9 protein-coding genes are annotated in these 10,542 nt (G+C 66.4%); 6 read left to right on the plus strand and 3 right to left on the minus strand.

What is annotated here, in order from left to right; translation table 11 throughout:
- Nucleotides 1-15 precede the first annotated feature (15 nt).
- On the minus strand, nt 16-405 hold the full coding sequence (locus tag KBZ13_RS14185) for a hypothetical protein (RefSeq protein WP_255010297.1): 390 nt from the start codon (nt 403-405) through the stop codon (nt 16-18).
- 19 nt (nt 406-424) lie between these two features.
- The gene (locus tag KBZ13_RS14190; protein ID WP_255010298.1) at nt 425-2,164 is read right to left on the minus strand and encodes an ABC transporter ATP-binding protein; all 1,740 of its coding nucleotides are present in this window, start codon (nt 2,162-2,164) and stop codon (nt 425-427) included.
- Between the two features lie 23 nt (nt 2,165-2,187).
- On the opposite strand from KBZ13_RS14190, the gene KBZ13_RS14195 reads away from it, so the two are divergent.
- From KBZ13_RS14195 to folP, 3 genes are read left to right on the plus strand one after another with little or no spacing between them, the layout of a single operon-like run.
- Entirely contained in the window at nt 2,188-2,430 is a 243-nt protein-coding gene (locus tag KBZ13_RS14195) for an RNA-binding S4 domain-containing protein (RefSeq protein ID WP_261359063.1), read from the plus strand.
- 31 nt (nt 2,431-2,461) lie between these two features.
- Nucleotides 2,462-3,202, plus strand: coding sequence for a triose-phosphate isomerase (gene tpiA / locus KBZ13_RS14200; protein WP_255010300.1), 741 nt, complete (start codon nt 2,462-2,464; stop codon nt 3,200-3,202).
- Entirely contained in the window at nt 3,202-4,056 is an 855-nt protein-coding gene (gene folP / locus KBZ13_RS14205; protein ID WP_255010303.1) for a dihydropteroate synthase, read from the plus strand. Before tpiA ends, folP begins: the two co-directional genes overlap by 1 nt.
- A gap of 10 nt (nt 4,057-4,066) precedes the next feature.
- Here folP and KBZ13_RS14210 read toward each other — a convergent pair whose 3' ends face one another.
- Nucleotides 4,067-4,738, minus strand: coding sequence for a hypothetical protein (locus tag KBZ13_RS14210; RefSeq protein ID WP_255010305.1), 672 nt, complete (start codon nt 4,736-4,738; stop codon nt 4,067-4,069).
- Nucleotides 4,739-4,942: 204 nt separating this feature from the next.
- Between KBZ13_RS14210 and KBZ13_RS14215 the strand changes: the two genes are divergently transcribed.
- From KBZ13_RS14215 to KBZ13_RS14225, 3 genes are read left to right on the plus strand one after another with little or no spacing between them, the layout of a single operon-like run.
- The gene (locus KBZ13_RS14215) at nt 4,943-6,622 is read left to right on the plus strand and encodes an ABC transporter transmembrane domain-containing protein (RefSeq protein ID WP_255010306.1); all 1,680 of its coding nucleotides are present in this window, start codon (nt 4,943-4,945) and stop codon (nt 6,620-6,622) included.
- The gene (locus KBZ13_RS14220; protein ID WP_255010308.1) at nt 6,619-8,742 is read left to right on the plus strand and encodes an ATP-binding cassette domain-containing protein; all 2,124 of its coding nucleotides are present in this window, start codon (nt 6,619-6,621) and stop codon (nt 8,740-8,742) included. The genes KBZ13_RS14215 and KBZ13_RS14220 overlap by 4 nt, the downstream gene beginning before the upstream one ends.
- Before the next feature lie 34 nt (nt 8,743-8,776).
- Nucleotides 8,777-10,243 carry an HlyD family type I secretion periplasmic adaptor subunit gene (locus tag KBZ13_RS14225; RefSeq protein WP_255010310.1) on the plus strand — a complete coding sequence of 489 codons (1,467 nt, stop codon included), beginning with the start codon at nt 8,777-8,779 and terminating at the stop codon, nt 10,241-10,243.
- Nucleotides 10,244-10,542 lie beyond the last annotated feature (299 nt).

A 10,542-nucleotide genomic window follows, 5' to 3' on the forward strand; every position in this document is an offset into this window, starting at 1 on the left:
GGGAGCCCGATCAGGTTAGGGGCCGTCTGCCAGGCCCTCCTCCGCTGGGGCCTCCTGCGCGCTGGCGGGGGGAGGCAGGGCCTTGGGAAGGGGCCGCAGCGGCCGCCGGAAGAAGAACATCAGCAGCACCCCCACCCGCTCGGAGCCCACCATGTCCCAGCCCTCCTTGCCGAGCAGGTTGAGGAAGAACTGCAGCTGTTCGGCGGGGTGACGCGGCGGCGGCGGGGCGCCGTACTGCTGCGGAAACTCCCGGGCGATGAACTCCGGGCTCAGCATCCCCTGCAGCTTCTGGCTCGCCACCTGGGGATTGGGCGCCTCGGGAGGGGCGTTGTTCTCCACATTGATGTGGATCACCCGGTACTCCCAGAGCTGAAAGGGAAGGGGGGGATCGGCGGAGTCAGCCATGACCTGAGGCGCTGGGGGTTCAGATGCTGACGCGAATCAACTGGCGCTCGCAGAGCTCGCGGTAGCGGCCCGCCTGCGCCATCAACTGATCATGGCTGCCGCGCTCGACGATCCGCCCCTGATCGAGCACGAGGATCAGATCGGCCTCCTGCACGGTGGCGAGCCGGTGGGCGATCACCAGCACGGTGCGGCCGGCCATCGCCTGCTTGAGGCCCTGTTGGACGGCCTCCTCGGCCTCCGCGTCCAGGGCGCTGGTGGCTTCATCGAGCAGCAGCACCGCCGGATTGCCCAGCACCGCCCGGGCGATCGCCAGCCGCTGCAGCTGGCCGCCGGAGAAATTGCTGCCGCGCTCCTCGATGCGGGCGCCATAGCCGCCGGGGAGGGCCTCGATGAAGCCATCGGCATTGGCCAGCCGCGCCGCCTGGCGCAGCTGCTGATCGCTGGCGGGACGCCCGAAGCGGATCGTCTCGGCCACCGTGCCGGAAAAGACACTGCTCTGCTGGGGCACCAGGGCCAGGGCTCGGCGCAGGTCGGCCGCCCTGAGGTCGCCCAGGTCCTGGCCATCGAGCAGGATCCGACCCTGGCTGGGCCGGTTGAAGCGCAACAGCAGCGAAAACAGCGTGCTCTTGCCCGCCCCGGAGGGCCCCACCAGGGCCACCACCTGGCCCGGCTTGATCTCGAGGCTGAGGTCGTTCAGCACCGGCTGAGTGGGGCTGTAGGCGAAGCCCACGCCATCGAGCAGCAGCCCCCCCTGCACCGGGCCCAGGGGGAGGGCATCGGGGCGGTCGGGCTCCTCCACCGCCTCCTGCTCGATGCCCCGCAGGCGCTTGAGGGAAGCCTGGCCCTGCTGGAACTCGTTGAAGTTGGTGGTGAGGTGGGAAATCGGATCGATCAGCATCAGCAGGGCGGCGATGTAGCTGCTGAAGCCCTGGCTGTCGAGGCCGCCGGCCTGGATGCGGGCGGAGCCAATCAGCAGCACCGTCAGGATTCCGGCCGCCTCGAGAAAACCGACCACGGGAAACTGCAGGGCCAGCAGCCGCTGGGTGCGGTAACGGGCGCGGCGGTGCAGGTCGATTTCGCGCTCGAAGCGCTCCTGCAGCCAGGGTTCGGCGGCGAAGGCGCGCACCAGGGGCAGGCCACTGATCGCCTCCCCCAGCAGGGAGGCCAGTTCGCTCACCTGCTTCTGGCTGCGCTCGGCCGCCCCCATCACCCGCGCCCCGAACACGCTCACCAGCGCCGCCACCAGCGGCGCCAGCAGCAGCGTGGCTGCCGAGAGCTGCCAATCGAGGAAGACCATGTAGCCGAACACCACCACCAGTTGCAGGAGGCTGGGGGTGGTGTCCTGGATGGTCTTGTAGATCACCTCACCGACCCGGTCCGCGTCTTCGGTGAGCCGATAGGTGAGATCGCCCGACGAGAGCTTCTCGAGGGCACCGAATTCGAGCCGCTGCAGCCGCGCGAACAGCTGCCGGCGCAGGTCCTGGCTCACCTGCAGGGCGGGGCCCGCCAGCAGGGTGTCCTGGCCGAACTGGGCCAGCTTCTGAACCATGAACACCGCCAGGGCCAGGGCCACCACCCGCAGCACCCGGGGGAAATCGCCGGCGCCGATCGCTGGGATCAGCTGGCCGGCGAGCCAGGCCAGCAGCGGCCAGCAGCCCACGAACACGAGCATGCACAGGCCGCCGGCCACCAGGTTGCGGCGGTAGGGCTTGAGCAGCGGCAGAAGCCGACGGAAGCCAGCCGACGGTGGTGCGAGCATCGAGGCACCCTATCAGTGAAGTTTTGGCCCCCTCCGCGCCCCAGGAATTAGGCCCGGAGCGGAGCGAGGTGCGCTTCCGGCTCGATCAATTCCTCAAATGGCAGGGCCTGGTGGCCACCGGCGGCGAGGCCAAGCTCTGGGTCCAGCAGGGGGAGGTGAAGGTGAATGGTGAGCTGGAGGAACGGCGCGGCCGCCAGCTGCTCCCCGGCGACCGGGTGGAGATCAGGGGCCAGACCGTTGTCGTGCCCGGCACCCCCGCGCTTTAGGTTGATGGGCAGGTTTGGCGAGGGATCTTCTGTGGCGAAGGCGGTGATCGCAGGCAACTGGAAGATGCACATGACCTGCGCCGAAGCGCGGGCCTTCGCCGAGGCCTTTCTGCCCCTGGTGGCCGATCTTCCCAGTGATCGCGAGGTGATCCTGGCGCCGCCGTTCACGGCGATCGCGGCCCTGAGCGAGGCCCTGAGCGGCAGCGCCATCAAAATCTCTTCCCAGAACGTCCACTGGGATGGATCGGGGGCTTACACCGGCATGATCTCGGCGCCGATGCTGCTGGAGCACGGCGTCACCCACGCGATCGTGGGCCACAGCGAGCCGCGCAAGTACTACAGCGAAACCGACGAGCAGATCAACCACCGGGCGCGGGCGGCCCAGGAGGCAGGGCTGATCCCGATCCTCTGCGTCGGTGAGAGCGATGCCCAGCGGGAGTCAGGTGAGGCCGAACGGGTGATCCGCCGCCAGGTGGAGCAGGGGGTGGACGGGCTCGATCCCGCGGCTCTCGTGGTCGCTTACGAGCCGATCTGGGCGATCGGCACCGGCAAGACCTGCGCAGCGGCCGAGGCCAACCGGATCTGCGCCCTGATCCGTGGCTGGGTGGGCTTCCCTGAGATCACGATCCAGTACGGCGGCTCGGTCAAAGCCGACAACATCGACCAGCTGATGGCTCAATCCGACATCGATGGGGTGCTGGTGGGGGGTGCCTCCCTCGACCCGGCCGGCTTTGCCCGCATCGCCGGCTACCAGGTGCCTGTCACGGCTTGATGCCGCCGGGCCGCACCCTGGCCTGGGGCCAGCGCACCCATGTGATGGGGGTGCTCAACCTCACCCCCGATTCCTTCAGCGACGGGGGCCGGCTCACCAGCCCCCAAGCCGCCGTGGCCGCCGCCCGGCGCATGGCCCGCCAGGGGGCCGCCGTGCTCGACCTGGGGGGCCAGAGCACCCGGCCCGGCGCCAGCGAGGTGGAGCCCGAAGAAGAGCTGCGCCGGGTGCTGCCGAGCCTGCGGGCGATCCGCAGCAGCTTCTCGGAGCCAGCCTTCGAAGGTGCCCCAGCCCCGCCGCTGCTCTCGATCGACACCTTCCGGGCCAGCGTGGCCGCAGCGGCCCTGGAGGCGGGAGCCGACTGGATCAACGACGTCAGTGGCGGCGCCCGCGACCCCGATCTGCTGCCCCTGATCGCCGCCGCCGGTTGCCCCTACGTGCTGATGCACAACCGCGGCACCAGCGCAACGATGGACGGCCTGGCGGTCTATGGCGATGTGGTCACCGAGGTGCACACGGAACTGCTGCGGGCCACCGATCGGGCCCTGGCGGCCGGCCTGGCCGCCGGGCAGATCATCTGGGATCCGGGCCTGGGTTTCGCCAAGACCACGGCCCACAACCTCGCGCTGCTGGAGGGCCTCTCGGCGATGCGCGCGGAGGGGTTTCCGCTGCTGGTGGGCCCCTCGCGCAAGCGCTTCATCGGTGAGCTGCTGGGCGAACCGCGGCCGCGGGCCCGGCTCTGGGGCACGGCCGCCGTGGTCTGCCGGTTGGTGGCGGCGGGGGCCGATCTGGTGCGCGTCCACGACGTGGGAGCGATCGTTCAGACCTGCCGTATGGCCGATGCCCTCTGGCGCTGAGCCGCCCGCTTCAGCTGCCGCTGTATTCGATCTGGCCCTGGGTGTTGATCTGGGCCTTGGAGAAAAAGCGCGCCATGCGCTCGCTGAGCAACCCCTGCTTCGCCAGCACCTCACCGAGCAGGCCACCGCCCTGCTTCTGGACGGCCAGGGCCGCTTGAAGCTGCTCGGCGGTGATCACGTTCAGCTCCACCAACCGATCGCCCAGGCGCTTGTCGTTGAAGCCGCCGCCATCGAAGAGGGTGGGGTTGAGCAGCAGCTCCAGCAACTGGGGGGGCACCTGCAGGTTGAGCTTGAGGAACTCCCCGAAGCGCTGGGTACCGGCGAAGGGGCGGTAATCCTCGAGCAGCTTTTCGAGCTCATCGATTTCGAGGAAGCCCGCCTGCACGAGCTTGTCGCCGAGGGTCTGGCGCTGGAAGGTCTGCTCGCCGGTATCGGTTGCGTTGAGGTCGCCGTCCACCAGTTCCGGGGCACTGAAGCGCTCCTGCACCCAGGGATCGCTGCCGAGGAAGCTGAACAGTTCAGCGGGGTTGATGGTGAGCCCACCGAATTGCTGCTCCAGCAGTTCCTCGACGAAGGCCACCTCGGTGGTGGGGCCGAGCACCTGAAACGGCTGCCGGTTGCCACGACCCGTGCCAATCAGCTCGAGTTGAACCTGGGGGGCCGGAAGGCGGATCCTGAGCATGCTGGGGGATGAAGCCAGAACGTTCAGACTAGTGGCGCCACCGAAAAGTAGGAACCGCCAGCGAGGGAAACACAGAAATTGTCAGTTTGTCCCTCGATGGAAGCCAAAGCGTGGGTAACGCATTAACTTGGTTCTGATTCACTCGTTGGACTGAGGCTTACCGACGTGGTTCGAGCCGTGAGCTTGCCTGGGGCCGGAACCCGATTGCGATCCATCGGGGCGGGCATCAAAGACTTCATCGACCGCCAGCTCGATCTGATCGAGGAACTGCGCAACCACCAGTTCTTTCAATCTCTCAAGGACACCGATTGGAGTCAATACCAAGTTGGACCAATCGTGGTCAGCTCCATTCTGATCAACCTGCTGGAGCTGTCCTCACCGATCTACATCAACCTCGTTTACACCACTGTTCTCCCGACCAAGGCCTTCGCCAGCCTCACCCTGCTGACCATCGGGGTGGTGGTGCTGCTGTCGGTGTCCGGCTGGCTGCGCACGGTGCGCACCGGGCTCACCGGCTTCGATGGCGCCCGGGTGGAGCACCAGCGCCGCATGGAGGCCCTGGCGCATTTCACCCAGATGCGTCTGGGCGACTACCTCAAGGAGCCCCCCTCCACCCACGCCGAGCGGCTCAACAGCATCAACCTGCTGCGGGATGAAAGCGCCATCCAGGCCTTCACCACGGCCATCGACCTGTGCTTTTCCCTGTTTTTCGTGCTGGTGCTGTTCCTGATCGGCGGCAGTGTCGGCCTGATCGCGGTGCTGGCGATCGTCATCTACCTGTTGCGCTCGCTGCAGTTCGCCCGCGACTTCGAAGCGGTCTCACGCCAGAAGGATGAACTGGAGCTGGAGCGGGTCAACTACCAATCCCAGTTGATGTCGTCGATTGATCTGATCAAGTCGAACGGGCTGGGGCGCTTCTTCCTGATCGGCAACGAGGAGCGCCAGGAGCGCCTGGCCTGGCAGCGCATGCAGAACAGCAACGCCACCGGTCAATACCAGGCGTTCAGCAGCCTGATGAACCAGGTCACCATGGCCGCCCTGGTCACCTGGGGGGCCTTCATGGTGATCAGCGGCCACTTGCTGGTGGGCGCCCTGGCCGCCTGCCTGCTGCTGGGGGGCAAGATCCTGCAGCCCTGGCAGCAGGCCCTGGGCCTCTGGAGCAGCTACCGCCGGCTGATCCATGCCCGCGACGAGCTCGACACCCTGATGGCCCTGCCGGTGGAACCGGCGGGTGGAAGCGCCGACCTGGCCCTGGAGCAGAGCCTCCAATTCAGCATCAACGGCCAGGCCTTGCCGCCCATTGGCGCCGGTGAGGCGGTGATCGTGCGCGACGCCAGCAGCGGTGCCGACGCCCGGCACCTGTTCCTCTCGCTGCTGCAGATCGAAACCGACTTGGATCTGCAGGTGAATGGCCTCTCGATTGCCGACTACAACCGTGAGCGGCTGCGCCGGGAGGTGATCTACGTGGATCCGGCCCAGGCGTATTTCGACGGCACCCTGCTGCAGAACATCACCTCCTTCCAGCCCAACCGCTACAGCCGCAAGGCCCTGTTCTGGTCGGTGCTGGTGGGCACCGACGACAAGGTCAGGAGCCTCTCCGACGGCTACAGCACGCCCCTGGGTGGCTCCGTCCCCACCGGGCTCTCCCGCGACACCCTGCAGCAGTTCCAGTTGATCCGGGGTGTGACGATGGAGCCCCGGCTGCTGCTGGTCGACCTGAGCGAGTGCTCCTACGGCAAGGAGTTCATCGATGGCTTCGCGAAGTTGCTCAAGCGCACCCACGGCCGCACCACCGTGCTGATCTGCGGGGCCGGCAACGCCCTCAAGGCCCTCACCGACCAGTCGATTGATCTTCCCGCGCTGAACCTGGAGGTGGCCCGATGACCAGCCGCAATGTGCTGCTGCGCGACATCACGCTCAGTGCCGAGGCGCCCATGGCCTTCTGCCTGCGGCTGCTGTTGCAGCAGTTGTTGTGGACGGGCCGGCCCGAGGAGCTGTTCGAGCTGATCAGCGCCGACCCCCGCCAGATGGATCTGGTGGACGTGCGCAATGTGCTGCTGCGCCTGGGCTACGGCAGCCGCCTGGAGGTGCTGCAGGGCTGGGGCCAGCTCAACCCCCACCTGCTGCCGGCCCTCTACCTCAGCCCTGAGGGCACCCCCTATGTGCTCTCCCGGGACAGCCACGGCGAGGTGATCGCCGGCAATGTCACCGGTCGCACCGACCCCACCACCTTGACCCCCGGCGGCCAGGTGGTGCTGCTGCAGGAAAAGGCGAGCGTCGATCGCTCCAGCCTGCTGAAGCAGATCCTCTACCGCTTCACCAACCGCATCGGCGTGCTCTACGCCATCAGCTTCGGCCTCAGCCTGCTGGCCCTGGCGCTGCCCTTCTACATCCGGGCGATCTACGCGGTCTCGATCCCCAGCAACAGCATCATTTCCACCCTCTGGATCTTCCTGGGGGTGGTGGTGCTGTTCGGCCTCGACTGGATCCTGCGCCAGTGGCGCTCGGGTCAGCTGGCTCTGCTGGCGGGGCGAATCGAAAGCCTGATGGGCGTGGGCATCGTTGAGAAGCTGTTCTCACTGGATTACCGCCAGATTGAACAAATTGGCCGCAATGGCCTCTATTACCGCCTGCGCAACCTCGACAGCCTGCTGGGCTACCTGCAAGGGCCCCTGGCCTCGGCCTTGCTGGATTTCCCCTTCATCGTCGTGTATCTGGCCGCGGTGGCGGTGATCGGTGGCTGGCTGGTGATGGTGCCGATCGCCCTGATGATCGTCAGCGGCCTGATCGTGTTCTTCCTGGCCCGCTACTACGCCGGCGCCGCCGAGCTCAGCCTCAGCACCGGCACCGGCATCGGTCTGGCCCAGCAGGAACTGGTGTCGCGCTTCCTGGAGGTCAAGACCTCCAACATCGGCTGGGTCTGGCTGCAGCGGCTGCGCGGCCTTTCGGCTGAGAGCAGCAAGAGTGGCCTGGAGCTCAACAAGCAGGTGAGCCGCCTGCAGGTGCTGATCAGCACCACCTCCCAGCTGGCCGGTGTGCTCACCCTGGCGGCGGGGGCCTGGCTGATCACCTCCGGTGAGCTGAAGGATCCGGCGGCGATGGGCAGCCTGATCGCGGCGATGTTCTTCGTGTGGAGGATCTTCACCCCCTTCCAGCAACTGATGAACGCGGTGCTGCGCTACACGAGCATGCTCAATCAGTACAAGCAGCTGGAATCGTTCCTGAAGCTCCGGGGTGTGAGCAAGGCGTCGAGTGAAGGCAGTGTTCCGCGCCTGCGCGGCAACCTGCTGCTGGATTCGCTGGCCTGCCGCCTGGGCAACGACGCCCAACTGGCCCTGAGCCGGGTGTCGCTGTCGGTCACACCGGGCCAGATCCTGGCGGTCACGGGCCATGCCGCCTCCGGCAAGAGCGCGGTGCTCAAGGTGATCGACCAGCTCTACCCCCTGGCCAGTGGCACCCTGCTCTTCGATGGCAGCGATTACCGCCAGTTCAGCACCGATGGTCTCCAGCGCAACATCGCCTACGTGATGACCAACGTGGAACTGCTGCCGGGCACGCTGTGGTCGAACCTCACGGCGATGAACTCCGATGCCACCGTTGATGGTGTGCGCCGGGTCTGCGCTGATCTGGGCATCCTCGAAACCCTCGAAGCCTTGCCGGATGGGTTGTTCACGCCGCTCACCAACGAGATCACCTATCAGATCCCGTTGGGGGTGCGCAAACTGATCGCCCTGGCCCAGGCGATCATCAAGGATGCGCCGATCCTGTTGATCGATGACATCAGCCAGGGCCTGGCCCCGGGTCAGTTCCAGACGGTGGTCGATGCCCTGCCCAAATTGCGGCGCTGCGCCTTCAGCGGCCAGCAGCGCAGTGTGATCCTCGCCACCGACAACAAACTTCTGCTGGAGCTGGCCGATCGGCTGGTGATCCTCGACAAGGGCGTCACCGTCTTCCAAGGAACCGCTGAAGAGCTCCGCCAACAGATGCAGAAATCAGCCCCCTGAATCACCGCCCCACGCCCCGCCCTCCTCTGATCCCATGAGCAACTCCTCCAACACCCCCGGCGGCCCCACCTCCGCCGGCCCTTCCGCCATCACCCCTAGTTCCGGCAACGACATGGCCCTGCCTCCGGGCTCTGGGCTGATCAGCAAACTGCCGGGCCTCGAGCAGGTGGACACCATCGGGCTGGTGGGGCGCAACCGCCTCAGCCAGGCCCTGGAGCTGGAGGAGAAACCCGACAACCGCTACCTCAAGCTCACCCTTTACGGCATCGGTGCGGCCTTTTTGATCTTCATCCCCTGGGCAGCGCTCACCCCGATCAACGAGGTGGTGCATGCCTCCGGTGAGGTGATTCCCGAGGGCAACGTCTACACGGTGCAGCACCTGGAGGGGGGCATCGTCGAGAAGGTGGCGGTCAAAGAAGGCGATCAGGTGCAGAAGGGGCAGCTGCTGCTGCAATTGCGGCCCAATCTCCTGGGCAGCCAGTACCTGGCGATGCAACAGAAGCTGCAGGCGCTCACGCTTCAGCAGGCCCAGCTGCGGGCGGCGCTCAGCGGCAGCGACAAGCTCCCTGACTCCAGTAAGGAACTGGGCAGCCTGGGCAACAGGGTCCAGAACGCCCAGGAAGACCTGCTGCGCAGCCGTGAGCAGAACACCCGCGATCAGGTGGACACGATCAAGGCCCAGATCGCCCAGAAGCAAGCGGAAATCGCCCGCTTCAACGACCAGGAGCGCAAGTTCCTCACCGAGCAGAGCCTGCTGCGCCAGGGGGTGTCGATGTACGAAAAACTCGACAACATCGGCGCCGTTTCCAGGCTGCAGGTGGTGAATGCCCAGCGGGAACTGGCGGCCTCGAACACGCGGCTGGCGGAACTGCGGGGCAACCGGTCGGTGTCCTACAAGCTGCTCAGCGAGGCCCAGGCCAAGCTGCGCAGCCTGAACTCGGGACAGCGCCTGGAGAACGACTCCAAGATCGCCGAACTGGTGAACGAGGAGGCGGTGGTGAGCGAAGACATCAAGCGGGTCAAGAACCAGCTGGAGCGCACCAGCATCCTCTCGCCCGCCAGCGGCCTGGTTCAAGACGTGAAATTCAAGAATGCCGCGGCGGTGGTGGCCCCCGGCGCCGTGGTGGCCACGGTGGTGCCCGAGGGCACCCAACGGGTGGTGGAGGCGCGCGTGCGCCCCTCCGACATCGGCTTTGTGAAGGTGGGCCAGAAGGCGGAGATCAAGCTCCAGCCCTACGACTCGACCATCTATGGCTTCGTTCCAGGGGTGGTGAGCAGCATTTCCCCCACCACCTTCCAGAACCCCGACGACCGGCAGTACTACTACCGGGTGAAGATCGCCCTGGAGCGTCAGTATGTGGACCCGCAGAAGAAGCTCTATCCGATCCTGCCGGGCATGACCCTGGTGGCCGACATCCAGGGGCCCCGCCGCAGCGTGCTGCGTTACATCTTCCAGCCGATCGCCCGCACGATGAATTCGGCCTTCACCGAAGCCCGCTGAGGGGTCACAAAACAGCAGCACTGAGAGCCCCATCGGGCGCCTCTCAGGCAACTCTCAATCCGGCCAAATTCCCTGCCTTGCAGGGGGGTTGGCCGTTTTTCATGCTCACGGGCCAGGTGCTCTAAGCACACTCTCAGCTAACCCGCCCGTTGGCACCCTCGGCCACCCCTAGGTTCAAAACAGATCGGAAAGGTGTCTTCCACTCTTTCCCGTTGTTTGCGTCGTCCCTTCGCTGCACCTGAGCCATGACTTCCACCCCCTTCGTTGCCGGCCCCACCGCCGACGAGAGCCAGGTCGAT

Origin of the sequence: Cyanobium sp. ATX 6F1 (assembly GCF_024346315.1) — a bacterium.
Classification (GTDB): domain Bacteria; phylum Cyanobacteriota; class Cyanobacteriia; order PCC-6307; family Cyanobiaceae; genus ATX-6F1.